Source organism: Leadbettera azotonutricia ZAS-9, from assembly GCF_000214355.1.
GTDB lineage: Bacteria > Spirochaetota > Spirochaetia > Treponematales > Breznakiellaceae > Leadbettera > Leadbettera azotonutricia.
Map to the genome: position 1 here is coordinate 1759201 of NC_015577.1, position 26011 is coordinate 1785211.

Sequence of the window (26011 nt, forward strand, 5' to 3'; positions counted from 1 at the left end):
ACAGTTTCTAATGGATGCATTAGGGTATTACAACGGGAAATGGGGCCCCCTTGACGAGATGACTGTGCCGATGAATGATCGGGCCTGTTTTTTTGGCGATGGGGTATATGACGCGGCGATTTGCTACAAAAAGATCATCTATCTTTTGGATAATCATGTGGATCGGTTTTTTAACAGCGCAGCCTTTTTGGAAATCAAGCCTGATTTTTCAAAAGATGAGCTTAAAAGCATATTAAAGGATCTGGCAGCCAAGGTTGATCTGGACGAAGTGCTGGTATATTGGCAGCTGACCCGGGGTACCGGAAGGCGCAACCACGCTTTCCCGGAAGGGAAGCCCAATCTTTGGGTGATCATAAAGGCGGCCAAGGTTGCCGATTTGGATCATAAAATCAAACTTATCACCATCGAAGACACCCGGTTTTTGCACTGCAATGTTAAGACCCTTAACCTGATTCCAAACGTCATAGCCGCCCAGAGGGCCCATGAGGCCGGCGCCCATGAAGCGGTTTTTCACCGTGGAAACATCGTGACCGAATGCGCCCATAGCAATGTGCACATTATCAAGGATGGCAAATTCATTACCCATCCAACGGACAACCTGATTCTTCGGGGCATTGCCCGTGGCCATCTTGCCCAGGTCTGCGACAGGCTTGGCATTCCTGTGGAAGAGCGGGAATTTACCCTGGACGAGCTTTTCAATGCCGATGAAATTCTTACCTCGAGCACCAGTACCTTCGGGCTGAGCGCGAATTCCATTGATGGCAAACCTGCCGGGGGCAAAGCGCCGGAATTGCTCAGAAAAATTCATGACGAAATAAGGGCCGACTTTAGCAAGGCCACCGGCTACCCAAAGAAGTAAGTATGACCCAAAAAGAGCTTACCGAATTCAACCTGGGGAAAAGCCTTGACAGCTTGATGAACCTTGATCCCCGGGGTTACGGGGTTTGCAATATCCTTTATGAGGCTGCGTATAAAAGGTCCGGCGGGCCTCTTACGATGAAGGCTGCGGAGGTTCTGCTTTCTTCTGTCGGCGAAGGGGACACGGTTTTTATCATCACTGGCTTTGTATTGAAGAATTACAATAAGGCGGAAACAGATGGCCCTGTCGGGGCGGCAGCCCTTGCGCGATCCCTTATTATCGCAAAAGGGGCAAAGCCTGTTTTCATTGTTCCGGGGGAAGCGGCGGATGCTGTCAAAAGGCTCTCCGCCATTATGGGTTTTCATCTTTACGGTTCTTTTGAAGAACTGCGGGCAAGGCCCTTGTCCGCAGGGATCATGGAATTCACAAAATCGGCGGACGGGGCAAAAAAAGCATCCGAATCGTTATGGAACGAGGCAAATGCTGCCAATTGCGTCCCAAAGTTTTGCATTGCCATAGAAGCCCCGGGGGCAAACAGCAGGGGGGTGTACCACAATGCTGTTGGGCTAGATATAAGCCCTCTTGAAGCCAAAACGGATGTTCTTTTTTCATATCTGAAGAAAAAAAATGTGCCTACTCTTGCGATAGGGGATTTGGGAAACGAATGCGGTATGGGGGCCCTTAAAGCCCATCTCGAAAAGTATATTCCTTATGCGGCGCCGGGCGGATGCTCCTGCGGCTGCGGGGGCGGCATAGCCGCTGTTACTGCCGCCGATACCGTCCTGACCACTACCGTTTCCAACTGGGGGGCTTATGGGATCTGTTCAGCTTTGGCTTACCTCTCAAGAAACAAGGAAGTCCTGTACAGCCCCGGTCTTGAAGAACGGGCGCTCAGGGCGGCAAGCGAAGCGGGCCTTATTGATATGTACGGCTGGCAGATTCCCCAGGTAGACGGCATGAACCTGGCAAAAAACACTGCCCTTATAACCCTGATGAACGAGTGCGTGCTATCGGCTTTTGAGCTTGAGGAGACCTGCAGGACCTGGTTTGCCAAAACCCTTGAACTGGGATATTTTGATGGAAAAACAAAAACCCCTTCCCCTCATTAACCCTGCCGGTGACTGCGCCCTTAAGATTGAATTCGGAAACAGCATAGACCCGGAGTTGAACGACCGGGTTCATTCCCTTGCCGGAAGCCTGCGGGAAAAGCCTGTCAGGGGCGTATACGATATGGTTCCTTCTTACGCTTCGCTTCTCGTTTGCTTTGATCCGTCCATTGTTTCTTTCTGCAAATTGCGGCGGCTTCTCTTTTCAAGGGCAAAGCAGAAAGCGCGGAACCGGGAAAGCGCAGGAAAAATTGTTTCCATACCGGTCTGTTATGAAGGCGAATTTGCCATGGACATGGAGACGGTCTGCGGCCATACGGGCTTTTCCCGGGAAGAAGTGATCGCCCGGCATACAAAGCCCCTGTACCGAATCTACATGCTTGGTTTTTTGCCGGGCTTTCCCTATTTGGGTGGACTTGATCCGGCTCTGGAAACTCCGCGTCTTAAAACGCCGAGGACAAAAATTCCCGCAGGGTCAGTGGGCATCGGGGGAGAGCAGACCGGCATTTATCCGCTTGACTCTCCCGGAGGCTGGCAGATTATCGGCCGCACTCCGCTCAAGCCTTATGATCCCCGCCGGGAAGAACCTTTTTTATACCGTGCAGGGGACAGCATTCGATTTTACAGCATCAGCAGGGAAGAATATGATGCCCATGGCGCGGTGCTCCCAGCCGAAGGAAAACGCTCATGGGCATGACGCTTATAGATCCGGGAATGCTCAGCACCATACAAGACGAAGGGAGGAAGGGCTACATGGAGGCCGGATTTTCCCCTTCCGGAGCAATGGACGGCTTTTCTTTCGCCCTTGCCAATGCCCTTGTGAATAATCCCGCTGGCGAGGCCGTGCTGGAAATGACCTTTTCCGGAGCGTCTTTTCTATTCGACGGGACCGCTGCGCTTTGCGTTACAGGGGCCGATATGAAGCCCCTTCTCAATGGGAATCCTATAGCCATGAACAAAGCCTTTTGCGTACGCAAAGGAGACATTTTTTGCACAGGGATGGCAATAAAAGGGTTTCGATCCTATATCGCTGTCTCCGGCGGCTTTGCGATTGAACCGGTCATGGGGAGTTTTTCTACCAATCTTAAAGCCCGCATCGGCGGTTTTAACGGGCGGAAACTCGAATCCAAAGATCATATACCATTCCGCAAAACAATAAATTCCCTGCCTGGTTTAGAGCGGCGGCTGTTCAATGCAGAAAGCTCGCCCTTTCCCATAGCTGCCTATACTGCGGAGCTTCCCCTGGTTCTTCATGTAGTGGAAGGTTCCCAGCTATCGTATTTTACCCGGGAAGGAATGGAAAATTTCTATGCTTCGATATACACTGTCACATCCGACAGCGACAGGATGGGAGTGCGGCTTGAAGGGCCGGCGATTTCTTCGATAAAGGGGACGGATATCGTCTCTGACGGAATCGCCTTGGGTTCAATCCAGGTTCCCGGTTCAGGAAAACCCATCATACTGCTCAACGACAGGCAGACTACTGGGGGCTATGCAAAAATCGGCGCTGTGATCACAAGGGATATCTGGAGGCTCTCCCAGGCTGTTCCAGGTTCCCAGGTTCGATTCGAAAAGATCTCCCTAAGGGATGCAGAAAAATGCTACAGGCAAACAGTCAAGGCCATAAAGGGGCTTCAATTTTACCGATAAGGACAGAAAGGACGGATTATGGACTATGCAAAAATGCTGCCCAGGGATGTGCGGAATCTGATACGGGAAGAAAAAATCACCAAGCATACTTCCGGAATGTGCGATGGGTATGCCCAGGCAAACCTTGCGGTGCTCCCGGCTGAGTATGCCTATGACTTTCTGCTTTTTGCCCAGCGCAATCCCAAAAGCTGCCCCATACTGGAAGTGAGCGACAAGGGGAGCCGCTTCTTAAAGGCCATTGCCCCCGGTGCGGATATTGCCAGGGATATCCCCAAATATCGCATTTACCGGAAAGGCGTATTGGACGGCGAATACAACGACGTGTCAAAATTTTGGCAGGATGATTTTGTAAGTTTTCTTATAGGATGCAGTTTTTCTTTTGAATCCGAACTGCTTGCTGCCGATGTTCCTGTCAGGCAGATAGAAGAAGACAGAAACGTGCCTATGTACATCACTAATATTGACTGCGAGCCTGCGGGGGTTTTTTACGGAAAAATGGTAGTAAGCATGAGGCCGATTCCGCCGGAGCTGGTAGTGCGGGCGGTAAATGTTACCGCTTCCATGCCCCGGGTTCATGGGGCGCCGGTGCATATAGGCGATCCTGAGCGCATCGGCATAAAAGATTTAGGCAAGCCGGACTTCGGCGATTCGGTCACAATAAAAAAGGGGGAAGTGCCGGTGTTCTGGGCCTGCGGAGTAACCCCCCAGTCGGTCATCATGAGCGTAAAACCTTCGATCGCCATAACCCATGCGCCGGGCCACATGCTCATCACTGATGTAAAAAACATTCTCTTGAAATATTGACGGGGGTATCATGGCAAAGGTGGATTTAAACTGCGACCTGGGCGAAAGCTTCGGGGCATGGAAGATGGGCATGGACGATAAGATCATCCCCCTTGTTTCTTCGGCCAATATTGCCTGCGGCTTCCATGCAGGTGATCCTTTGGTAATGGAAAAGACCGTCGCTTTGGCAAAACAGCATGGCGTAGCCGTGGGGGCTCATCCAGGCTTTCCCGACCTTTCAGGATTCGGGCGGCGCAATCTTGCCATGTCAGCAGCAGAAGCAAGGGCCTGTGTCCAGTACCAGATAGGCGCCCTTGAGGCATTTTGCAAAGCCGCTGGTGTTCCCCTGATCCATGTCAAAGCCCATGGCGCCCTCTACAACATGGCGGCCAAAGATATTTCCCTTGCCAGGGCTATAGCGGAAGGGATTAAAGCCGTAAACCCCGGTCTTATTTTTCTTGCCCTGGCAGGAAGCTGCATGGTTGCGGCGGCAAAAGAAATCGGCCTTCCTGTGGCAGAAGAAGTCTTTGCCGACCGCGCCTATGAGGAAGACTGTTCCCTGGTGTCCCGTACAAAGCCCGGCGCTATGATCAGCGACGAGGACGAAGCCGTAAGCCGGGTTGTCGGCATGATCAAAACAGGAACGGTAAAAGCAATAACAGGCAAAGAAATCTCCGTGCAGGCCGACTCAATCTGTGTTCATGGAGACGGGGAAAAAGCCCTGCTTTTTGTGGAAAAACTCAACAGGGCATTCAAGGCAGAAGGGATAGCAAAGGCATCCTTGCAGGAAATTATGGCATGCAGAAAGGCAAAGTGAATCATTGAGCTTGCCATGACCTGATCAGGTTTCCTGCAACTCTCTCCGCTTTCCTATCAATGACGACGCGACCACGGCACTCACAATGATAACCCCTCCAAGCAGGGCCGAGGCTGAAGGCTTCTCTCCGGTAACAAGCAGCACCCAGACAGGGTTGAGCACCGGCTCTATCATGGCGGTCAGCATGGCCTGTATAGCGCTGATCTTCTTGATGCCGTAGGAAAAGAGGAAGGAAGCAAAGCCAATCTGTATGGTACCCATAAAAATAATGGGAAGCACCGATGGGACAGTAAGGGTCGGGGGATAGAGAATGATAAAAGGTATGGCGATGGTAAAATTTATCACATGGGCCAGGAGCATGGAATCCGAGGGGTTCCCGTCCTTTTGCATCCTCAGGATAACCGAATGGGCCCCGAATAATATGCCCGACAGAACCGCTATGCCGTTCCCCAAAGAATTTCCCGAGACAAGGCCGTCCTTGAAAAAGAGCAGCATACCCCCGATGACGCAGACCAGGGCGGCCCAATGCTCCCAGTGGGGCTTTTCCCGTATCAAAAGCCAGCCCAGAACCCCTGCCCACACCGGGGCGCTGTACTGGAGCAAGATGGCGTTGGCCGATGCGGTAAGCTTGTTGGCAATAACGAAGGTAAGCATGGTAAAGGCGTATAAAAACGCCCCTGCCCAGAGAGGTCCCGGTTTGCTCTTTGGCGCATTTTTTGGGGTAAAGAAGAAGCGAATAACAAGCATGAAAATGGCCGCCACAAGGCTGCGGGAACCGGCTATCACCACCGGGTGCCAGCTGACGAGTTTGATGAACAGGCCCGAAGTACTCCAAAGTATAGCGCAGCAGAAGACCGCCCCCTGGCCTTTCCAGCGGTCTTTATTAAGCTCTGTCATTGATTAAATCTACAGTTTTAAATGCCGATATTCAATACATGATACGAGGATGGTATACCGCCGCAAGCGGGATGAGGGCCCAGCAGTGGCGCCTTGATTCAGTGGCCAATAACCTTGCCAATGTGGACACTGATGGCTACAAGCGGGATCAGGCAGCATTCAAGGCCTTCCCTGAGCTTCTTTTACGGCGCATGAACGACGACGGGGTCTATAAGCACCCCTTTGGATCGGGCGACGCCGCCCCCATCATAGGCAGGCTGGGCCTGGGCGTTGAACTTAACGAGCTCTACACCAACTTCACCCAGGGGAGCTTCAAACAGTCTGACAACGATTTTGACCTTGCCCTGGGGGGCAAAGGCTTTTTCACGGTAGCTACCCCCTGGGGCGAGCGCTATACCCGCAACGGCTCCTTCCAGCTCGGCAAAGAGGGCTTCCTCGAAACCAAGGAAGGCTACCCCGTTCTGGGCGAAAACGGCCCCATCAAGGTAAAAGCCAACAACTTCCAGGTCGACAAAGAAGGCCGTGTCTGGATCAACGCGGAATATGCCGACGATCCCAACCTCATGGTGTCCAAGCAGAATAATACCTGGGAACAGACCGTGCTCCTGGACAGCCTTAAACTGGTGGATTTCGACCTTGACCGCTACCTCGAAAAACAGGGTTCCAGCCTCTACCGCGAAACCGACACCTCGGGCCCTGCCATGGTCATCGAAGAAGGCAGCCGCCCCCAGGTCATCCAGGGCTTTACCGAAGCCGCTAACGTGGAACCGGTGGCCGAAATGGTCCAGATGATAGAAGTGAACCGCGCCTACGAGGCCAACCAGAAAGTGATACAGACCCACGATTCCATGCTGGGAACATTGATAAACCAGACAACGAGAGTTAGCTAGCAAAAGGAGCAGATATGGTACGAAGTTTATGGACCGGCGCGTCCGGCATGATAGGCCAGCAGGCCAATATCGACAACATTTCCAACAACCTGGCCAACGTGAACACCGCAGGCTTCAAAAAGGTACGGGCAGATTTTGAAGATCTTCTCTACCAAACCGTAAAGACCGCCGGAACTCCGGCGACCGAAGACACCGTAGTCCCCGTAGGCGTACAGATGGGCCACGGCGTCAAGCTCGCGGCCACCCAGCGCATGTTCACCCAGGGGGCCCTCCAGAACACCGACAATGCCTACGACATGGCTATCCAGGGAGACGGCTTTTTCCGCATCCAGATGTACGACGGTTCCTGGTCCTACACCCGGGACGGCTCCTTCAAAGTTGACGAGAACGGCCGCCTTGTAACCAGCAACGGTTACTGGGTGCTCCCGGACATCATCATGCCAGAAGGCTTCCTCCCCGAAACCATCAACGTCACCAAAGACGGCAGAGTGTCGGTAAAAGTGCCCCAGATCGATCTCAACGAACCTGTGGACGTTGGCCAGATTGAACTCTACCGTTTCCCCAACCCAGTGGGCCTCACCGCAGTGGGCGAAAACCTCTTCAAGATCACCAACGCCTCGGGCGAGCCCATACCCGGTCGCCCCGGCTACGAAGGCATGGGCCAGATAGCCCACAAGTTCCTCGAAATGTCCAACGTCTCGGTAGTGCGCGAAATGGTTGACCTCATCGTGGCCCAGCGCGCCTATGAATTCAATTCCAAGACCATACAGACCAGCGACAATATGTTGGGAACAGCCACAGCCCTTAAGAGATAGTTTGACGGATAACAGGGGGAAGCAATGGATATAAACATAAGCAGCCAGAATTTGCAGAGCCCAGGGTATGTGCCTTTTTCATCCGCTTCCCTCGAAACTTCTGTCCAGGAGAGGAATTCTTCTGCAAAAGGCGTATTTGAAGATCTTCTGGCCAAAGCAGCGGAACAGCAGACGGCAAAACCATCCTCCAATTCAAGAAAGGCTGTCATAGACAAAACCGACAAACTCTATGAACAATGCGAAGCCCTTGAAACCTTCCTCATAAAAAACCTCATTTCCAGCATGCGTAGCACAGTCCAAAAATCCGAACTTCTCGATACCGGCTTTGCCGGTAAAATGTACGAAGACATGCTCTACGACGAATACGCCAAGGATTTCTCCAAAAACGCAGGCTTGGGTTTCGCCGAACTGGCTTACATGGAGCTGACCCATCAGCGCGGGAAACTTATAGCGAATCACGCGTAGGAATACATCCGTTCAATTTCGACTTCTTCGACATTGTAGTTAAAGCAAACGCCCAGGGCTAAAACATCATCTGTTCCCGGAAATAAAAAAGGCTGTGAAACGCCTCTGCGCTCCACAGCCCGTAAACTGGCGCTATGCGCCCTTGCGCGCCCCCGGCGGGGGCGGCTACTAATGGCCTATTTAACCAGCTTGTTCTGGAAGATCACCACGTAATAGAAGGCGTCGTTGTAATACTCGATAACGCCGTTGTACGCGCTGTATTCCACGCCCTCGCTGTACCGGTCGATCTTCACCTGGCTGTAGTCCCCTTCGGTAACCATGCCGTCCCGGTTCGATTCCCAGGGAAGGTACACTTCGTACCCTGCGGGCACCACTTCTTCGACGATGTATTCGATGGGGTTCTCTTTGGTTCCTATGGGGATGTCAAAGAACTCATAAAGATCCCGGCTGCCTTTATTGGAATAGTCCCAAACAATGTTGTTGTGGGCATCGTAGCCGGAAAGCAGCGGTACTTTGCCAGCCATGTTCGGTGAATCCTTGGTCGCGTAGGGCTTTTCCGATTTCACGCCATTGACCACCTGGTAGACATTGATCGTTATTTTCGTTTTCGGGCTGGTGCCCCAGTCTTTCTTGACCCAGAGATTCTTGACCTCGCCGATGGCGACCGGGGGGACAGGGGGCTCATCGGAATACGCGTTGGTAAGGGTGATGGTGTTCCCCTCGGGGACTATGCTCTTCAGCACATAATTGGCAGGGATGGCTTCGGTCACGGAGTAGCTGACAGGCTCGCCGGCTTCGTTCACCGCGGGCAGATCGCTGATGGCAAGGGTCCAGGGGGCGCTCAGGGCGTAGGTGCCATAAACTTCGCCATCGGCCTTCAGGGTCACCGAGATGGACTCAGGCCTCAGCTCGGAGAAGTCGTCGTTGTCGTCCCAGACCTTGCTGATCGTCAGGGAGACCTTTTCAGGGGCCTTGATGTTTTCGAGGCGGACCACATAGTAGAAATCGCTTCCCCCGGAAACCAGGCCCTTGGCAAATTCGACCCTTTCGGTCGATTCGGTAATCGTTACCTTGCCCTCGGCGAGGTTGGCCTGGTCGATTTCCGAGTACCGGGCGACATAGCCTTCGGGAACGGCTTCTTTAACGGAATAGACGTATTTCGCGCCCTGGCTGTCATACACGGGAAGATTGGCGAAGGAATAAAGGCGGCGGCCGGGCACGGAAGCCTTCTCAAAATAGGGCTTGTCCGCATCGTCGTATTTCAGGGCGGGTATGCTCCCCTGGCCGGTTCCGGTCTCGGTTTTGTAGAGGACATCGTTCTGGTACAGCTGGATGCTTATCGATTGGGGGGTTTCGTTGCCCCAGTCCTTCTTTACCCAGACATTGATCGTGGGCTTGTCCTTGGCAGGGCGGGCGCAGAACGTGGCGAACTGGGCGTAATAAGACTTGGGAAGGGATGAAATATCGGGAACCTGCTTCCAGATAGGGTCGGCCAAGGCCGTCTCGAGCCAGTTGTAGGCAAAGTCCTCAGGCTCCACCAGGGAGAGTCCCGCTTCGGACTGCCTGGGGGCGGGGGGAACAAACCCCAGACTGGAGGAGCTCTCCTCCGGAAGGGATGCGAGACTATTGGCGCATCCGCCAAACAGCAGGCCGAAGGCCGCCAAAACCGCAATCAGGAATAAGGTTGTCTTTTTCATATCTAAATCGCTCCTTTAGTGAATGTCTCACTATGGCAATATATAAGCAAACCTCGTGCCAACCTTTGAGTGGCTTTGGCCGGATACCGTAATTCGTTGCTGGATAAGGAATTACGAGATGGCCTGGTTTTTGGCGGGACACAGGGGCCTTCAATGTGTATTATTTTATATTCATTTTCTTGATATGGGTGTATGAAAAACAGCACAAATTTTATATTCTTATTGCAAGGGTATGAAAAATAATACAATTATCGTATTTTTTATTATTGGATGTATGGAAAATGATACATCCTTTGGTAACGGATGCCAGTTTGTATTAATAAACATCACATTTTCCAAAAAGTCTCCTACCAATGGTTTCAGACTGTAGCTATTATTTGGGTAGTTAAAAAAAATTTAAAAATAGTTGCCTGGGATCTGCCGCCATGCTGCATGCATCCGGCGGTAGGTCCCGCCTTCCTCAAAGCTGAAAGATCAGAAAAAGCTTCCCATGCAGTAGACAAAGGCGTTGTAGGCCCCGTGGGCCAGGGCAATGCCATGGAGGCTCCTGTAGCGCTCGTAGAGGACAGCCAGGAGTGTTCCTGCCAAAAGGGCGTTGAGTATGCCCCAGGGGCCTTCGTAGACATGGCAGAGGGCAAAAAAAGCCACCGACACGAAAACCCTGACCCATCTTAGGGAAACCGCTTCCTCAAGCTTGGCGAGGAGGTAGTACCTGAAATAGCTTTCTTCAAGGTAGCCTGTCCCCAGGCAGGAAAAGGCCATTGCTGTCCAGCCCAGGGCATTTGCGGGGCCTTCGACCTTGGGGGGAATGGGGAAGGGGGAAAATTTTGCCATCAGGAAGGAGATGCTCAGCCCTATGAGCACCAGGCAGGGGAAGCCTATAAGGAGGGGGTATATATCCTTCAAACCGGGTTTGATGCGGTCTTCGGCGTAGGGGAGGCTCTTTTTTTCGAGGATAAGGTACCAGAGCAGGGCAAGTGCCGGGATGGTATAGCCCAGGGTGCGAGAAAGCTCCCTATAGGATGAAAAGGGTATGGCCTGGGCTATGGAAGCAGCCTCGGCAGGGTTTTGTATCACGCTGCCTGGGAAAAAGAGTACAAAATAGAGGATTAATGGCTCTAAAATGGAAAAGACGGGGCGCTCCTTTTGACTTTTCGCCGATACTGCGATATATTGTCCATATCACTATTGTAGCCCGAAAAAGGAAATAAGGGAATGCTTCCTGTTTTGATAATTATTATTGTCGTCGGCGGGGTTGTGGCGCTCGTTCTTGCCCGATCTAAAAAGGGGAAGTCCGCCTCCTGGATACAGTTCTATGCCAAAGGCAAGGATTCGGGGTTTTCCTTCAAGGAAATAGAGCTCCTCCGCAGGCTGGCTGTCAAGGCGAACCTTGAAGATCCTGCATCCCTGTACTGGTCCCAGAACCAGCTTGATGTATGCATACGCTCCCTGGTTCGCAATATGCACCTTACCGGCGAGGACAGCGACACAGGCTCCCACGATTTTCTTTCCAAGCTTTACGATTACCGCAAAAAGATCGAGATGGACAAGCCCAGCATCAAGAACGGCATCTCCAATTCCCGCCAGATTTCCGACGGTCAAAACCTCCGGGTGCTGGTAGCTGGCTCCGGGGTATTCAAATCCCAGATTGTAAAAAATACCAACCAGTACATTACCATTTCAAGGCCCACCAGTACCAAGCTGCCGGGGAGTTTTTCCTGGCAGAACATGAAGATTTCCGCCTATTTTTGGCGTGAAGACGACGCAGGCTATGTCTTCGATTCGGAAGTCCTGGACGAGGTTTTTTCCAAGGGCATCGCGTCGCTCAAAATTTCCCATTCCGATTCGCTCTTCCGTACCCAGAAACGCAAGTCCATCCGGGTAAAGCTTCACAAGTCGGCCTTTCTCTACCTTCTTGCAAATGAGGAGGACGCCAACAAGATCGAAGTCAACCCTGGCTTAAAGTGCTTCCTGGAAGACCTTTCGGATACCGGCTGCGCGGTTACCATAGGCGGAAAGGCTGTTACCGGCCTGCGCGTCAAAGTGCAGTTTGCCCTGAACAACATACCCATCATTATGGTGGGCACGGTGCGTTCTGTGGAGTATAAAGAAGACCTGAACCGTTCCCTCCTTCATATTGAATCCGATCCCCTGCCCATCGAGATACGCAACCAGATCCTGGGCGAAGTGTTCGGCATGCTCCCGGAAGAAGAAGAGGATCTGCCCTTCAGGCTCCTCAACGAAGAAGCCGAAGGCGGTGTTGCCTCCGAAGCGCCCGGGAACGGGGCTTCCGCCTCCGAAAAGCCCCCTGTTTCCCCCATTCAGGAACAGTCGGCGGAAAATGTGGAGAATGTAATATAGTGGCAAAAGCAGGGAAGAGCTTTATACTCCTGATAGTTTTGCTGATTCTTGTTTCCGAAGCTGTTTCAGCCCAGGAACCTATACTGCTTTCGTACGAGCGGAACTTTGTACGCGCGGGCCTTGCAACCAAGGCAGGCATATTGAGGGATGCAGCCACCGACGACCGTTCAGGGGAATTTATGGGTCCCCTCTATGAATTCGCCCTTAAGTTCGTTTTGGATAACGGCGAACTCCTGCGGGACGATCCGGACATGATAGCCCTGGCAAGCCTGGCAGCCCGTGGCGCGGGCAGCACAAGGCATAAAGCATCCGCGGACACGCTCTGGAAAATTTTCTCTGTCTACCGGGATTCCCATTCCCGGGTGGAAATGCTTGGCGCCCTTGGCATACTTGGCAAGGGCAATACCCAGGTGGTAGAAAACCTCAACCAGTTCCTTGCAAACCAGAATAACGGGTCCCGTTCGGGCATGGCCCCTGATTATCCTACTTTGACTGCGTGTATTTCGGCCCTGGCGGCCCTGGGCGATGGCTCTTCCTTCCCTGTGCTTTTCTCGGCAATGACCGCCGGCTATCCTGAGCCGGTGGTTCAGGCCGCGATTGCTGCCCTGGAATCCATTCAGGGGAATTACAAACAGTATCTCACGGACGTGATACGGAAGAACCCGCCGGCAGAAAAATTTGCCGCCTTCAGGATAGGCGCGAACAATCTCAAATTTACCGAGGCTGAAAGGGGCGAGCTGGCACAGACAGCCCTTGAAGTTACTCTGGATCTTTTCCCCGGCAACGCCGAAAGCGGCGCGGCTGTTTCTTCCCTGCGCTATGCCGCAATTCAGTCTTTAACCCAGCTCAAGTGGACCAGGGCAAGCCCTTTTGCGATACGCCACTTTTACCGGGTTCAGACGGATTATGGAAACGGCGCCGCCCCCAGGGAAAGGCTCCTCGAGGCCATTGCATGCCTTGGGTCTATGGGCAATTCAGAATCGGCCCAGGTGCTTGCCCTGCAGCTGGGGTATTTTAATTCCCAAAAAGAGCGTAACGCTGAAACTGACGAGGCCGTTATCCTTGCCTTGATTCAATCCCTGGGCGAGTTGGGCGACAAAGTCGCATTTGATTATCTTCTCTATATCAGTTATTTAAATTATCCCGAGAGTATCCAGGCTGCAGCCAGGGAGGCTCTGAACCGGCTTAAATGGTGACACGCATTTACCACCTGCCCGCCTTGTACGCTGCCCTGGGCGCAGCAGTGGCTTTTTATTCCTATCCTTTTTTTCCGGGCCTTCCCGGATGGCTCTTGTTGTTGCTTTTGCTGCCATTTATAATCGCGATATGTTTATTCAGGGTATTGTCGCTGAATAAATTAAGCGTGTTTGTGTCAGCTGCAGCATTGGGCGTGAGCATAGGCCTTGCGGCAGGGGCTATGGCTCCAAGAGCCGCAAGCCTGGGACTCCCTTCTGAATCCATAAACGCTGTCTCGGGTATGCTGATAGAAGACCCAAGGCAGTTCAACGATGACAGGGGGATGGGCATTCTGGCTTTGGAAGCTTCCTCCGCCGGGGACGGCCTGAGGGCTTCCGCTTCTGGTTCCATTACGGTATTTTTCCCTGCGGATGTCATCCCAAGGCTGAAAGAATTCGGCAGGGGCTGCGGTATTTATACAGAAGGCAAATTGATTCAGAGCGACCGGGGCCTGTTGTTCAGGGCATCCGCAGTGCATATTGTAAAACCTGCTTCCCGGCTGGAGCAATTCCGCACCGGGCTCAGAACCGGGCTTTTGACTAAATTCAGCCCTAAAATCGATTCAGAAAATCCTGCGTCCGCGCCTGTGTGGAGCAGCCTTGCGATGGCGCTGCTTCTTGGGGTGAGGGATAATCTGGATTCAAGTCTTTCCAAAGGGTTTGCCTATGCAGGCTGTTCCCATGTGCTGTCCCTTTCGGGCATGCACCTTGCCCTGCTTTCCGGGCTTGTAGCTTTTTTCTTAAGAAGGATCCTTGGCCTTAAGCCCGCAATGATCGTTGGGGCTGTGTTTATTCTTTTCTATGTGTGGCTCGCAGGCGGGCAGGCATCCCTGGTACGGTCAGCCATTATGTACTTTCTGGGGGCTGCATGCGTTTGGGGTTTTTTGAAAAGGGATGCCTTAAACCTCCTCTGCCTGGCGTTTATTATACAGCTGCTCTTTCAGAGCGGGGCAGGTTCTTCCGTTTCTTTTATACTCTCGTACCTTTCTTTGGCCGGCATCCTTACTCTGGGCGAGACCCTTCATGAATGTTTTAAGGGAAGCATCCCCGAAATAATCGGAGCGGGCCTTTCCGCATCCATCGGCGCTTTTATTGCAACTTCCGCAGTGGTGTCGCTTTTTTTTGGAGAATTGCGGCCTGTGGGTATTATTGCAGGTTTGATAATTGTCCCGTTGTCGTCATTGTTTATGATTATGGCTTTAGGTATACTTATCATTGTTAACATAATACCGTTGCTTTTTAGTCCCCTAAACGCCGTGCTTACCCTGGTATACCGGCTTATTGAATACGCAGTTGCATATGCAGGGAAAGTCCCCGGCCTGGCTGCCCCAAACCCCTGGCCCGTGCTCGCCCTGTCCATCATTATGGCGGGGCTCATCTATTTTGTGCAATACAAAGCATCTGCTTACAGGAGCGCAATTGCCCCCTTTAAGAATTAATTACGATTCCCCCGCCGGGCTCAAGGCTTTTCTCGATTCCCGGGGGCTGGGGATGCGTAAAAAATTCGGCCAGAATTTTTTGATAAACCCCAATGCCCGCTCCAGGCTGCTGGATGCCCTGGAATTGGAGGCTGGTGATACGGTATGGGAAGTCGGCCCCGGCCTTGGGGCTATGACCTCGGGGCTTTTGGAGAGAGGCGCCAAGGTAACGGCATTTGAGATTGATCCCGCATTTTGTCAGGTTTTACGCGAAGAATTTGGGGATAAAAGCGAATTTTTGCTGGCAGAAGGCGATGTTCTGAAAACCTGGCAGCTTGTCCGGGGAGGGGATTGCCTTCTTGGAAACCTTCCCTATAATATTGCCGCCGTGCTCCTTGCGGATTTCATCGAAAAGAAGAAGTTCTTTAAGCGTATGGTGGTAACTGTCCAGCGTGAAGTAGCCCAGCGAATAATGGCAAAACCCGGCTCTTCTGATTATTCCTCCTTCTCTGTCCTCTGTGCATCGGCATACAAATTGAGCCCCCTCATGGTACTCAAAGGGGCTTCTTTTTACCCTCCGCCAAAAATCGATTCCCAGGGGGTCAGGTTCGATTTATTGGATGAAGCTGAAAGAAATTCGTATCCCAATCTTTTTCAGCCCCTTACGAGGGCTTTGTTTTCATCAAGGCGCAAGACCATCAGGAATAACCTGATTAATTTTATCAATTCTGTTATGCTAAAGGGTAAGGTAGCTGGGGCTGCCCCGGGCGGCGAAACTGCCCAGGAAGCTTTGGCAGGCTGCGGCATTTCAGGCGATCGCAGGGCAGAAACCCTGGAAGTGGCTGAATTTGCGGCACTCGCCCAGGCACTGGAAAAAATTATAGACCATGGATGATACCGCGAAGGGCGTAGCCCAGGGCATTGCCCGGATTGAAGAAAGAATAGCTGCTGCCTGTCTCAGGAGCGGAAGGAAGAGGGAAGAAGTCCTTCTCATGGGGGTATCCAAATTTCATCCCATAGAAAAGGTGGAAGAAGCCTGGAAAGCAGGACTGCGCCTTTTTGGCGAAAACCGCGTTCAGGAAGGGATTGAAAAATTTTCAGGTTTTTATGGAAAAGGGGTGGATACAAAAATACATTTAATAGGCTCCCTTCAGACGAACAAGGCAAGGACTGCGGCATTCTTTTTTGACTGCATACAATCAGTGGATCGGATCTCCCTTATCGAAAAATTAGGGGAAATATGTGTCGAGCGTGATTCGCCCCTGGACGTGCTTCTCGAATATCATACAGGCGAAGAAAGCAAGATGGGCTTCTCTGGTTTGGACAATCTCCTCAAAGGGGCGGAAAAATCCCTGTCCTATAAGGGGCTTAATCTCCGGGGTCTTATGACTATGGCGCCCTTTACAGATGATGAAAAAATCATTCGGGCGTCATTCACGCGCCTTAGGGAAGCACGGGATACACTGGAAAAACAATTCCATAAAAAATTGCCTTGCCTTTCCATGGGCATGTCCGGCGATTTTGAGCTTGCCATAGAAGAAGGTTCCACCCTGGTAAGAATAGGGACAGCCATTTTTGGAGAGAGGCCCAAATGAAAAAGAGTCCGCCTTTAAAAATGATATGCCTCCTTTTTGTCATGGCTGTATCAATTTTTATCCAGGGAAAGGCCGAGGCCCAAACAAACTCTTCTTCAACTAATGCGTCATCCAGTCAATTTGACATGACCGGTTTCCCCCAATGGGCAAAGGATCTGCGCAGGGGCGAAATAATTGCCTTTGGTTCTTTTCCTTTTGCCTATTTTTTTACCAATTTTACAATTGACACTTTCCGCTTTGCCACCCATGACTGGGACAGGAGGTATGCGCCCTGGCCCATTAAATCGGCTGGCTCGATTGAATTGTCCCAGAAAGAGCAATTCAGGAACCTTGGCATAGCCGCAAGCGGGGCTGTATTGATCGCCGTGGTTGATCATCTCATTGTACGGTATAAAAGGAATAAAGCTGAAGAGAAAATACGGAATCTTCCTGCAGGGACCCCTATAATCATACGCAAACCCCTTGATGAAACAGGCGGAGACTAATGCCTTCTCATTCCTGCATTGTGGAAGATGGCATTGGAGCTGAACTTAGATTGGATCGCTATATTGCAGAAAATTTGAAAATTCTATCCCGCTCCCAAATTAAGGCACGGGGACTTGAAGCCCAGGTTAATGGAAAGACAGTAAAACTATCACGAATACTCAAGGCTTTTGACAAACTGGAACTGCAATGGAAGGATGCCGAAGCTATAGATCTGATCCCCGAAAATATACCCCTGGATGTCATTTATGAAGATCCCAGGGTAATAGTGGTGAACAAAGCCCAGGGTATGGTGGTTCATCCGGGGGCAGGGAATTGGCATGGGACTTTGGCAAATGCCCTGCTTTACCGCAAGGCATTCAAGGATGCCAAAAATTTGCGCCCCGGCATAGTCCATCGGCTTGACAAGGATACTTCCGGGCTTATTATAGCTGCCTGGGATGATGAGGCTCTTGCCTTTCTTGCGTCACAGTTCAAGAACCGGAGCACAAAAAAGACCTATGCCGCCCTGGTGAAGGGGTGCCCCAAAGAAAAATCAGGCACAATAGAAACCTTTCTTATACGAAACCCCAGGGACAGAAAAACATTCACTGTTTCCAAAGACAAGGGGAAAGCAAGCATTACCCAATACAGGGTGGTAAAATCCTGGGGCAGTCACTCGCTGCTGCTGCTGAGGCCAAAGACAGGGCGTACCCATCAGCTCAGGGTGCATCTTAAATACCTGGGGTATCCCATATTGGGAGACCCCCTTTATGGAGTCGAGGACAGGCTTTTCCCCAGGGCAACCCTTATGCTCCATGCCAAAAGACTTTCGATAGTGCTTCCGGGATCAGGGAAAGGTCAAACCTTCAGGGCCCCTCTTCCCCTTCGTTTCCATGAAATTTTCAAGGCTCTTGATTAAGGGTATTAACCCCCTCGCCTCGAATGACAAGCTGATTTGCATTCTGGAGGCGTTTTGAAAGGAGTTTGATAAGCTTCCTGTCGGTTTCAGGATCTGTTTTCATGATAAGGCTGAAGAGTCCGGGCGGAAGCGCCAGGGCCGAAAGATCTGTGTCAGCAGTGATAATTGCATTTGGGCCTGTTTGGCTGTCGTCTTTAAGTATATGTTCCATTTCACCAAAAAACTCGCCGCTTTTAATTACTGCGATTTTATGCTTTAATTCTTTGTCCAGGAATACCCCTGCTTCTCCCTGCAATACATAATAAACTTCGTTTCCGTTTTTTTCCTTGGAAAGTATTATTTCACCTTCTTTATATTTTTTGAAATATTTTTTTCCCAGCAGCCCTTTATGGGAGGCAAAAAGTTTTTGCTCAGCCAGTTTAATGCCGTTGGTTTTTGCCGAACTGCTAAATGAATGGAATTTCCTGAACCGTATAAAAAGAAGAGCGTCAAAGGAATGGATTACATAGGTCAACTGGGCTCCAAGAAAAAAGAATATAAAAAAGAAATACACATTGACCAATAAAAGAAGCAGGCTTCCCAATGCGCCGTAGATTAAATTGTATCGTGCAGGGTTTATAATAAGCCTAAAGCCCAGGGAAAAGAGCCGAAAGAGGACAACGCAGAAAATCATTCCCTTGAATGCGTCTTTAAAAGCGGGCGGAACAGGAGGGATCAGCCTGTAAGCTGCAAGGGTCATAAGAGCAAGGCAAAAGAATGGTATAGTCCGGACGGTAAATTCAGTCAATGCTGACAATGTAAAGCTTATTGGCACAAATTCAAGGGAATTGTAAAAAACAATGGCAATGCGGGAACTTAACACCGTAATAAAAATAAACAAAATGATGAGGAATTCAAGCCCTGCCGGGGCAGCAAAAAAGCGTATGGGGCTTGTTTTCTTTGAATTTGGGAATATTACCCCCAGGCCCCGCTGGATTGAGAGGGCGCAGATCCTGGCAGTCCATAAAATGCTTACCGCAGAGATGATCCCCGTTACGCCCGGGTGCGAAGATGCCAAAAATGTTTTTATCAGGCCCGGAATGTCAAACTTGCCCTGCAAAAAGCCTGTCTGCTGTATAAGCTCTGCAACAGCCTCAGGGGACGAGGCAATAGCCCTGGAAAGAAAGAATGAAACCATGAGCAGGGCAGGGGCTGAAGAGAGAAGAAAACCATAAGCCCCCGCAGCCGCATGGTTCGAGAGCCCATTCATGCTGTAGAGATCTGCGGTTATCCATAAGCGCTGAAGGATCAAAATAAACCAGGCTTTTGCTTTCTTGACCATCGTCTCCAGTATATCACATTATATTTGAAGTGGAAACCAAACTACTCGCATTATCAGAATTTTCCAAGTCTCAGATTCTCCATGAAGAAAAAGATTTCCTCATAGTATATAAATCGCCGGGAATGCACAGCACTCCCTTAAAGGGGGATGAAGAAAATTTAGTCAGCTGGTGCGTTTCGTTTTATCCGGAAATAGGCCTCATCAAAGGGAGAAGGGAAAGGGAAGGGGGCTGCCTCCACAGGCTCGACTTTGAGACCCATGGGCTTGTCCTTTTTGCGCGGAACCAGGATAGTTTCGATGAGCTCGCAAAAGAACAGGAAGAGGGCCGCATGCTTAAGGAATACGGCTGTCTTGCGGCAAAAGCAGAAACAAAGCTCCCGGGTTTCCCGGTTTTTTCGGCGAACAACCCAAATTTAATCGGAAGCCCTTTCCGATCCTTTGGGCCGGGGAAAAAATCGGTACGCCCTGTAGCGGAAGGGCTGCATAAAAGCCGCTTAAAGGATGTTGCCCTGGACAAGGGCAATCCTTACAAAACCGAGATTTTGGAAAAATTTGAGACTTTGAATAATTCCAAGGAAAAGGAAACCTGGTATTTCCGCCTGAAAATACAGCGGGGTTTCAGGCACCAGATACGATGCCACATGGCATGGATTGGGTATCCTATCCTGAATGACCCTCTGTATGGCAATTTCACACCTGGCGGTATTTTGGCATTAAGGGCCCAGGCCCTGCGCTTTAAGGATCTCTATTTTTGCATAAGCCCCATTAATGAAGCTGCTCCAGATACCTTCGCCTGATTTCTGCGGCAAGATAAAAAGATCCAGCCCCCAATATGGGGAGCCCCGAGGCCTTGCCCAAATCCAAAGCCCTCGAAATGGCGCCGTCGGTTTCAGGGTAAAAAAGTATATCCGGTTCAATGGAATTTCCCTTTTTCCGGCCCAGAAACACATCGTACACATCCTTGGAGTGGCTCTTTTTGAATGTTCCGGGCATGGTGATGATAATATGGGAAAAATGGGGCATAAGAACCTGGGCCATTGCGGCAGCGTCCTTGCCTGCAACGCAGCCAAAAATGAGTATGCCTCCCTCGCCATAAAGGCTTGCAAAGGTCTTTGCGCATTCATCTATGCTGCGCTGCGTATGGGCGCCGTCAATTATCGTGACAGGATCATCCCACAGTTTTTCGAAGCGCGCCGGCAGGGTAAAGCCCCTAAGGCCCTCCCTGACAGCCTTTTCGCCTATATTCGGAAAAGCAAGCCGGGCGGATAATACCGCAAGCCCTGCATTTTTTGCCTGTACTTCGCCGGGGATGGGGATTTGCAAATCAGCCAGGGCAAAAGGGACGGGATTTTTTAATTCAAGATCGAATTTTGTCCCATTTTTGCTTATTTTGATATTATTCAATTGGCCGCATTCAGGGAAATAATAAAGGGGGCTATCCATTTCGGAAGCCCTGTACCTGAAAACTTCGAGGGCTTCGGGTTTCTGTTCCGCCAGCACAAGAGGGCGTCCGGGCTTTATAATGCCTGCTTTTTCCCCCGCAATAGCCGCAATGGTTTGCCCAAGGTATTCGGTGTGCTCCAATTCAATGACTGTAATGGCCGTAACCAGAGGGCTGATGAGTATATTGGTGGCATCGAGCCTTCCCCCCATGCCGGTCTCGACAGCCATGGCACGGCAATCCGAATCCCTGGCGCAGAGAAAAAACCAGAGGGTCATAAGCTCAAAAAAGCTTGGCTCTTCTTCGGTTTTTAGAAAACTTTCGATAATGGATCTTAATGCATTCCCTGTTTTGGCATAAATTCCCTCTTCAAAAAAGCGTGAATTGTAACAGAGCCTTTCCCTAAAATCGCTGACATGTGGGGATGTATAGCGGGCAGTCCTAAGGCCGGCAGCCTCCATGATGGCGGCTGCCATGCCCGTAACGGAGCCTTTACCCTTGGAGCCGGCCACATGTACGGCAGGGATGGCTTTTTCAGGATTGCCTGCCAGGGCAGCCAGGGCTTCCATGCGTTCAAGCCTGAAGAATTTGGAACTGGGATCTTTTTCAAAATTGATAAATCCCTGGAGCCACTCAAAGACCTCAAGGGAGTTATTAAAAGGTGTTGAAGATATCATATTTTTCTTATATACCATACTATATGGATTTAAGTAATGGTTTCGTTCCCGGCGCCAGGGTTTACTTTATCGGGATCAAGGGGACGGGAATGTCCGCCCTGGCGGAGCTTATGCAGGGCAGGGGCATCCATGTTTCAGGGTCGGACAAACCCGAGCAATTCTACACTGACGCCATACTCAAAGGGCTGAATATACCTTATTTTGAATCTTTTGAAGCTTCCCATATCAGCTCCGCCGAAGCCGCAGGCCAGGGTTCCCTTCCGGATCTAGTGATATATTCCGCAGCCTATAATTCCGAAACCAATCCCGAAATCGCCCAGGCTCAAAAATTGGGCATAGCTCTCTGCAAATATTCAGAAGCCCTTGGCGCATATTCAGCCCATTTTGATTCTTCCGGCATTGCGGGAGTTCACGGCAAAACCACCACTACAGCCATTGCAGGAACCCTGATACGCGGCGCAGGTCTCCCTGCTCAGGTGCTGGCAGGCAGCGCGGTCTCGGGCTTTGGCGACCGTTCAACCCTAAACCTTGGCAATACCTATTTTGTGGCCGAAACCTGCGAATACCGCAGGCATTTTCTCTCCTTCCACCCGAGGCGCATAATCCTTACCAGCATAGAAAGCGATCACCAGGACTATTACCCCACCTACGAATCCATCAGGGACGCGTTTCTCGAGTACTGCCGGCTTCTCCCTCCAGGGGGCAAGCTTATCTACTGTGCTGATGATCCGGGGGCAAGCGAAGCCGCAGGATTGCTTCAAAAAGAAGGCCGGGATATTGTGTATACCCCCTATGGTTTTTCGGCTCAAGGCGATTTTGGAATAGAATTTTTTGAAACAAACAACGAAAGAATTATAATGAAGCTGAAAGGTTTTCCGGGAGAATTAAAGCTCCGCATACCTGGGCGGCACACTGCCCTGGACGCGGCTGCTGCAATAGCCCTGGTCTCGGATTTGGCAGAAAAAGAATTTGGGGATGGCTGGAACGATGACAGGCGGGAAGGGGTGAGGACGGCCCTTGAAGGATTCAAGGGTTCGAGGCGGAGATCGGAAATAATAGGGGAGGCAGGGGGCGTCCTTTTTATGGATGATTACGGGCATCACCCCACAGCAATTAAAACAACATTGGCGGGCTTAAAAGAGTTTTATCCAAATCGCCGCCTTGTGTTGAGCTTTATGTCCCACACCTATACAAGGACAGCTTCGCTGCTTGACGAATTTGCCGCATCCTTTGAAAAAGCGGATGTTATAGTGCTTCATAAAATCTATGCCTCTGCCCGTGAAGTGTATAATGGCGGCGTGACAGGCAAAACTTTGTTTGAAAAGGCAAAGGCCCTTTTTGGCGGCAAGGTATATTATGTCGAGGAGCCTGAAGATGCAGCTGGGCTGCTGCAAACCATTTTGCAGCCGGGGGATCTTTTTATCACCATGGGCGCGGGTGACAATTGGAAATTGGGCAAAAAACTTTTGGGGTTGATTAAATGAAAAGCATGACCGGCTATGCCTATAGCGAAAAAAATCAAAATGATATTACTGTCTCGGTAGAAATAAAGGGCTACAACAGCCGCTTCCTGGATCTTTCAATATATCTCCCCAACTGGCTGTCTTCCCTGGAAAGCGAAATACGCAGTTATATTTCATCCAGGTTCAGCAGGGGCAAGATTGAAGCAGCCATAAGGCTCAAGGAACACGATGCAGCCCTTTCAGTGTCGGTCAATAAGGCTGCAGCCCAAAATTATTTTGAAGCGATTAAGGATTTATCCCGTATCCTCGGCATTAACGAGGAACCAGGTCTCGAGCATATTTTGAAACTTGAGGGAGTGCTCGAAGTTGACAAAAACAGGGATGATGAAAAATATAAAAATGCCATCATGCCTGTGCTGATAGACGCGGCCGATAAATTCGGGGAAGAGCGCATACGCGAAGGGAAGCACACAGAAGCCGATATATTTATGCATATCGCTCTATTGGAAAAACATGCGGCCATCATAGCGGTCCGTTCACCGGAACTTGAAAAATCAATAAAAGAAAATTTAAGAACGAGGTTTGCGGAATTGCTGGGCGATAAAATAGACGAGACCCGCATACTTGCGGAAACAGCAGTGCTATTGATGAAATACACAATTTCCGAAGAACTCTCCCGCCTTTCTTCCCATTTGCAGGAATTCCGCCTGGAAACAGAAAGGAACCCCAGCCCTGGCAAAAAGCTTGACTTCCTTTGCCAGGAAATAAACAGGGAAGTAAACACCATAGGTTCAAAAAGCCCGGTTATCGAAGTGAGCCGGGCAGTAGTGGAAATGAAAAATGCTTTGGAAAACATAAGGGAGCAATTGCGAAATGTCGAATAAACCCATCAGCGAAACAAAGATTGCCATCTCGGGAAAATCGGGCTGCGGCAACACCACGGTAAGCCGCCTTGTAGCAGACGCCCTGGAACTGCGGTTCATCAATTTTACCTTCCGCAGCCTGGCGGCGGAAAAAGGCAAGGATCTTAAAAAGATCCTTGCCTTGGCGGCGACCGACGATTCCTGGGACAGGGAAGTGGATTCCAGGCAGGTGGAAATGGCAAGGGAAAAAGGAGGCTGCGTGCTGGGCTCCCGCCTGGCCATCTGGATGCTTCCCGAAGCCGACCTGAAAGTGTTCCTCACCGCCAAGCCCGAAACCCGGGCAAAACGTGTGCAAAACAGGGAAGGCGGGGACCTCAAAAAAATAGCGGCCTTTACCGCCGACCGCGACAAGCAGGACAGCGAAAGGTATCTCCGCATCTATAATATCGATAACAATGATTATTCATTTGCGGATATTGTCATAGACACCGATGAATTGCAGCCTTCGGCAATTATGGATCTTATCATAGAGAAATGGAAAGAAAAAAATTCCGCTCTGTAATTTATTCCTATTATGATGAACAGGGAAGATCCTTTCCCTGGCGGCGAAACCTGGCCCCCTGGGGGATACTTGTTTCTGAATTCATGCTCCAGCAAACCCAAACCGAAAGGGCCGTAAGCTACTGGGAGCGGTGGATGGAAAAATGGCCCACAGCCGCCTGCCTTGACAAAGCGCCGCTTGAAGAAGTTCTAAAAGAGTGGAGCGGCCTGGGCTATAACCGCCGTGCCATGTATATCAAAGAATGTGCGAACATTATTACAACCGAACATAAGGGAATAGTCCCCCAAACCCCCGAATCATTATTGGAACTCCCCGGCATAGGCCCCTACTGCTCCGGCGCCATATCCTGCTTTGCCTATAATTATCCTTCAGTATTCATCGAGACCAACATAAGGGCAGTAATGCTCCACTTCTTTTTCAAAGATCAGGAAGGCATCAAAGATTCCGAGCTTCTCCCGCTCCTCGAAAAGCACCTAGACAAAGAAAACCCCCGCAAGTGGTACTGGGCCCTCATGGATTACGGCGCAGCCCTCAAAAAAACAACCCCCAACCCCAACCGCCGCAGCGCCCACTACACACGCCAGAGCGCCTTCAAAGGCTCCCTCCGCCAGATACGCGGCAGCCTAATCCGCTCCCTGGTAAAATGCAGCCCTGCGGCGCCTGAGGAATTGAGAAAAAGTCTTGACGTGAAAACCGACGAAGAAGAATTCTACCAGGCTCTGAAGTCGCTGGAAAAAGATTCCCTCGTAGCCGAGGCAGGGGGAAGATACAGAATCAAACAGTAGCTCAGCGGATGATCGGAGTCGAACCGACGTCTTCAGCTTGGAAGGCTGAGATAATAGCCGTTATATGACATCCGCGTATGACTAAAACATACCGAAAAACGCCCAAAATGTCAATGCCCGGACACGCCCGGAATTTACTTCTGCTCCCGCACCCCTTCGCTTATCCAGTCTATGAACACCGCCAGCCGCTTGCTGATTGCGGAAGGTATATCGATGCGGTTTTCGATGAAGTTCGAAACCTCGGTCCCCGCAACCGCGTAGACCAGCATGCCCTCGTCAATAGGCTCAAGGTAGAGAAAGGCGGAGAACTTTTCCTCTTTCATCACTGTGAAAAGAAGGTAAGTAAGGGATTTAAAATTGGTAAGGCTATAAACCAGGCCGTAGCCATTTTGGGAAATATCGGCGCGGTAATAGGAATTGCCGAAATTTACATCCTTAAGCTTTATGTAGATGGATTCATTGGCAGGGATGGCTGACACAGGAGCAGGATCGGGGACAGGGGTATTGGTGCGCTTGGCGCTTTCGAGCCTGGTGGCTTCTTCAAAAAGGGGGATATCCGCGTTGCGGGTGTGGGAATGGTAAAGCCGGCCCTTAAGGCTCCGGACCTTGCCAAGGGAATTGTAAGCGTCCACCACATTCAGAGCACGCCCGGCATAGGGAACAACCAACAGGGATTCGGTAAGATGCTCGTGGGCTTTCTGCATGATCCTGGCCTGGAGATCTATGCCCGAAGAAGGGGCAGGGTTAAGCTCAAAGGACTCGCCTTTTCCAAGGGAACGGATTATGCCATCTTCGGCAAAGGCTTCGGCCTTTTTGTCCGTGCCAATGTACGGAAAAACATCGTCAAAGGAACGGGCTATGAGGGAAAACGGCCATAGCGCAAAAAACGCAGCCATAAGCAGCATAGTTTTATTCATCTTTAAAAAC

The 26011-nt window shown here is 50.8% G+C and carries 27 protein-coding genes and 1 tRNA gene; 21 read left to right on the forward strand and 7 right to left on the reverse strand.

What is annotated here, in order from left to right:
* The first annotated feature begins 10 nt into the window (after positions 1-10).
* From TREAZ_RS07575 to TREAZ_RS07600, 6 genes are read left to right on the forward strand one after another with little or no spacing between them, the layout of a single operon-like run.
* Entirely contained in the window at positions 11-859 is an 849-nt protein-coding gene (locus tag TREAZ_RS07575) for an aminotransferase class IV (protein WP_015711239.1), read from the forward strand.
* A gap of 2 nt (positions 860-861) precedes the next feature.
* Complete coding sequence (locus tag TREAZ_RS07580) at positions 862-1968, forward strand: DUF4392 domain-containing protein (protein ID WP_015711240.1); 1107 nt, start codon at positions 862-864, stop codon at positions 1966-1968.
* On the forward strand, positions 1937-2662 hold the full coding sequence (pxpB, locus tag TREAZ_RS07585; protein WP_015711241.1) for a 5-oxoprolinase subunit PxpB: 726 nt from the start codon (positions 1937-1939) through the stop codon (positions 2660-2662). The genes TREAZ_RS07580 and pxpB overlap by 32 nt, the downstream gene beginning before the upstream one ends.
* Positions 2653-3615, forward strand: coding sequence for a 5-oxoprolinase subunit C family protein (locus TREAZ_RS07590; RefSeq protein WP_015711242.1), 963 nt, complete (start codon positions 2653-2655; stop codon positions 3613-3615). Before pxpB ends, TREAZ_RS07590 begins: the two co-directional genes overlap by 10 nt.
* An 18-nt stretch (positions 3616-3633) precedes the next feature.
* Positions 3634-4419 (forward strand): putative hydro-lyase, encoded by a 786-nt coding sequence (locus tag TREAZ_RS07595; RefSeq protein WP_015711243.1) that lies wholly within the window; start codon positions 3634-3636, stop codon positions 4417-4419.
* A 10-nt stretch (positions 4420-4429) separates the two neighbouring features.
* Positions 4430-5215 carry a 5-oxoprolinase subunit PxpA gene (locus tag TREAZ_RS07600; RefSeq protein WP_015711244.1) on the forward strand — a complete coding sequence of 262 codons (786 nt, stop codon included), beginning with the start codon at positions 4430-4432 and terminating at the stop codon, positions 5213-5215.
* Positions 5216-5239: 24 nt separating this feature from the next.
* Here TREAZ_RS07600 and TREAZ_RS07605 read toward each other — a convergent pair whose 3' ends face one another.
* Positions 5240-6112 carry a DMT family transporter gene (locus tag TREAZ_RS07605; protein WP_015711245.1) on the reverse strand — a complete coding sequence of 291 codons (873 nt, stop codon included), beginning with the start codon at positions 6110-6112 and terminating at the stop codon, positions 5240-5242.
* A gap of 38 nt (positions 6113-6150) precedes the next feature.
* Here TREAZ_RS07605 and flgF point away from each other — a divergent pair, with 38 nt between their 5' ends.
* The 3 genes from flgF to TREAZ_RS17390 are packed head-to-tail and all read left to right on the forward strand — an operon-like array spanning position 6151 to position 8282.
* On the forward strand, positions 6151-7002 hold the full coding sequence (gene flgF, locus TREAZ_RS07610) for a flagellar basal-body rod protein FlgF (protein WP_043922984.1): 852 nt from the start codon (positions 6151-6153) through the stop codon (positions 7000-7002).
* 14 nt (positions 7003-7016) lie between these two features.
* Positions 7017-7817, forward strand: a complete 801-nt coding sequence (flgG, locus tag TREAZ_RS07615; RefSeq protein ID WP_015711247.1) for a flagellar basal-body rod protein FlgG — start codon at positions 7017-7019, stop codon at positions 7815-7817.
* Positions 7818-7841: 24 nt separating this feature from the next.
* Positions 7842-8282 carry a rod-binding protein gene (locus TREAZ_RS17390; RefSeq protein ID WP_015711248.1) on the forward strand — a complete coding sequence of 147 codons (441 nt, stop codon included), beginning with the start codon at positions 7842-7844 and terminating at the stop codon, positions 8280-8282.
* 176 nt (positions 8283-8458) lie between these two features.
* Here the strand turns inward: TREAZ_RS17390 and TREAZ_RS07625 are convergent, their stop codons facing one another.
* Entirely contained in the window at positions 8459-9979 is a 1521-nt protein-coding gene (locus tag TREAZ_RS07625) for a Cna B-type domain-containing protein (RefSeq protein ID WP_015711250.1), read from the reverse strand.
* A gap of 474 nt (positions 9980-10453) precedes the next feature.
* Positions 10454-11056, reverse strand: a complete 603-nt coding sequence (locus tag TREAZ_RS07630) for a CPBP family intramembrane glutamic endopeptidase (protein ID WP_015711252.1) — start codon at positions 11054-11056, stop codon at positions 10454-10456.
* Between the two features lie 138 nt (positions 11057-11194).
* Between TREAZ_RS07630 and TREAZ_RS07635 the strand changes: the two genes are divergently transcribed.
* Genes TREAZ_RS07635 through TREAZ_RS07665 form a run of 7 tightly spaced genes read left to right on the forward strand, consistent with a single transcriptional unit; the run spans position 11195 to position 17972 of the window.
* Positions 11195-12340 (forward strand): flagellar brake protein, encoded by a 1146-nt coding sequence (locus TREAZ_RS07635; RefSeq protein ID WP_015711253.1) that lies wholly within the window; start codon positions 11195-11197, stop codon positions 12338-12340.
* A complete protein-coding gene (locus TREAZ_RS07640; RefSeq protein WP_015711254.1) occupies positions 12340-13536 on the forward strand; it encodes a hypothetical protein in 1197 nt (398 codons plus the stop codon). Before TREAZ_RS07635 ends, TREAZ_RS07640 begins: the two co-directional genes overlap by 1 nt.
* On the forward strand, positions 13530-15014 hold the full coding sequence (locus TREAZ_RS18440; protein WP_052297657.1) for a ComEC/Rec2 family competence protein: 1485 nt from the start codon (positions 13530-13532) through the stop codon (positions 15012-15014). The genes TREAZ_RS07640 and TREAZ_RS18440 overlap by 7 nt, the downstream gene beginning before the upstream one ends.
* A complete protein-coding gene (gene rsmA / locus TREAZ_RS07650) occupies positions 14995-15888 on the forward strand; it encodes a 16S rRNA (adenine(1518)-N(6)/adenine(1519)-N(6))-dimethyltransferase RsmA (RefSeq protein ID WP_015711256.1) in 894 nt (297 codons plus the stop codon). The genes TREAZ_RS18440 and rsmA overlap by 20 nt, the downstream gene beginning before the upstream one ends.
* Entirely contained in the window at positions 15881-16588 is a 708-nt protein-coding gene (locus tag TREAZ_RS07655; protein ID WP_015711257.1) for a YggS family pyridoxal phosphate-dependent enzyme, read from the forward strand. The genes rsmA and TREAZ_RS07655 overlap by 8 nt, the downstream gene beginning before the upstream one ends.
* Positions 16585-17073 carry a hypothetical protein gene (locus TREAZ_RS07660; RefSeq protein ID WP_015711258.1) on the forward strand — a complete coding sequence of 163 codons (489 nt, stop codon included), beginning with the start codon at positions 16585-16587 and terminating at the stop codon, positions 17071-17073. The genes TREAZ_RS07655 and TREAZ_RS07660 overlap by 4 nt, the downstream gene beginning before the upstream one ends.
* On the forward strand, positions 17073-17972 hold the full coding sequence (locus TREAZ_RS07665; protein ID WP_015711259.1) for an RluA family pseudouridine synthase: 900 nt from the start codon (positions 17073-17075) through the stop codon (positions 17970-17972). The genes TREAZ_RS07660 and TREAZ_RS07665 overlap by 1 nt, the downstream gene beginning before the upstream one ends.
* Here the strand turns inward: TREAZ_RS07665 and TREAZ_RS07670 are convergent.
* Positions 17956-19293, reverse strand: coding sequence for a YhjD/YihY/BrkB family envelope integrity protein (locus tag TREAZ_RS07670; protein WP_015711260.1), 1338 nt, complete (start codon positions 19291-19293; stop codon positions 17956-17958). The genes TREAZ_RS07665 and TREAZ_RS07670 overlap by 17 nt on opposite strands.
* 29 nt (positions 19294-19322) lie before the next feature.
* Between TREAZ_RS07670 and TREAZ_RS07675 the strand changes: the two genes are divergently transcribed.
* Complete coding sequence (locus TREAZ_RS07675; protein WP_015711261.1) at positions 19323-20090, forward strand: pseudouridine synthase family protein; 768 nt, start codon at positions 19323-19325, stop codon at positions 20088-20090.
* Here TREAZ_RS07675 and TREAZ_RS07680 read toward each other — a convergent pair.
* The gene (locus TREAZ_RS07680; RefSeq protein WP_015711262.1) at positions 20059-21411 is read right to left on the reverse strand and encodes a bifunctional folylpolyglutamate synthase/dihydrofolate synthase; all 1353 of its coding nucleotides are present in this window, start codon (positions 21409-21411) and stop codon (positions 20059-20061) included. The two genes, TREAZ_RS07675 and TREAZ_RS07680, sit on opposite strands and share 32 nt — an antisense overlap.
* Before the next feature lie 23 nt (positions 21412-21434).
* Between TREAZ_RS07680 and murC the strand changes: the two genes are divergently transcribed.
* Genes murC through TREAZ_RS07700 form a run of 4 tightly spaced genes read left to right on the forward strand, consistent with a single transcriptional unit; the run spans position 21435 to position 25084 of the window.
* On the forward strand, positions 21435-22895 hold the full coding sequence (murC, locus tag TREAZ_RS07685) for a UDP-N-acetylmuramate--L-alanine ligase (RefSeq protein ID WP_043922987.1): 1461 nt from the start codon (positions 21435-21437) through the stop codon (positions 22893-22895).
* On the forward strand, positions 22892-23758 hold the full coding sequence (locus TREAZ_RS07690; protein ID WP_015711264.1) for a YicC/YloC family endoribonuclease: 867 nt from the start codon (positions 22892-22894) through the stop codon (positions 23756-23758). The genes murC and TREAZ_RS07690 overlap by 4 nt, the downstream gene beginning before the upstream one ends.
* Positions 23748-24299, forward strand: a complete 552-nt coding sequence (cmk, locus tag TREAZ_RS07695; RefSeq protein ID WP_015711265.1) for a (d)CMP kinase — start codon at positions 23748-23750, stop codon at positions 24297-24299. Before TREAZ_RS07690 ends, cmk begins: the two co-directional genes overlap by 11 nt.
* Positions 24272-25084 carry an HhH-GPD family protein gene (locus tag TREAZ_RS07700; protein ID WP_015711266.1) on the forward strand — a complete coding sequence of 271 codons (813 nt, stop codon included), beginning with the start codon at positions 24272-24274 and terminating at the stop codon, positions 25082-25084. Before cmk ends, TREAZ_RS07700 begins: the two co-directional genes overlap by 28 nt.
* A gap of 3 nt (positions 25085-25087) precedes the next feature.
* Here TREAZ_RS07700 and TREAZ_RS07705 read toward each other — a convergent pair.
* Positions 25088-25159, reverse strand: a tRNA-Gly gene (locus TREAZ_RS07705).
* Positions 25160-25218: 59 nt separating this feature from the next.
* Positions 25219-26001, reverse strand: a complete 783-nt coding sequence (locus tag TREAZ_RS07710) for a DUF6675 family protein (protein ID WP_043923382.1) — start codon at positions 25999-26001, stop codon at positions 25219-25221.
* Between the last annotated feature and the right edge of the window lie 10 nt (positions 26002-26011).